1 protein-coding gene is annotated in these 283 nt (G+C 65.0%); it reads right to left on the bottom strand.

Annotation, left to right across the window (positions count from 1 at the left end; genetic code table 11):
* Window positions 1–283: aminotransferase class I/II-fold pyridoxal phosphate-dependent enzyme (locus AC3A6G_RS27465; protein ID WP_487875105.1), on the bottom strand; the 283-nt coding region annotated here is incomplete at both ends.

The raw sequence follows: 283 nt of genomic DNA on the forward strand, positions 1-283 counted from the left end.
CCTTCTTGCGGCGTTCGAGGCTCAGCGTCGCGCCGCTCGGATTGCCGAAGGTCGGGATCAGGTAGACGAACTTCGGCATGTGCTCGGCGATGAGTTGCTCGAGCGCATCGGTGTCCACGCCGTTGGCGTCGATCGGTGCGCTGACGAGCTGCGCGCCATAGAGCCGAAAGCACTGGATGGTGGCCAGGAAAGTCGGCCCCTCGACGATCACCTTGTCGCCGGGCGAGATCATGGTCTTGCCGAGCAGGTCGAGCGCCTGCTGGCTGCCGGTGGTGACGATCAG

This window comes from Variovorax sp. Soil_C_26, assembly GCF_057657075.1.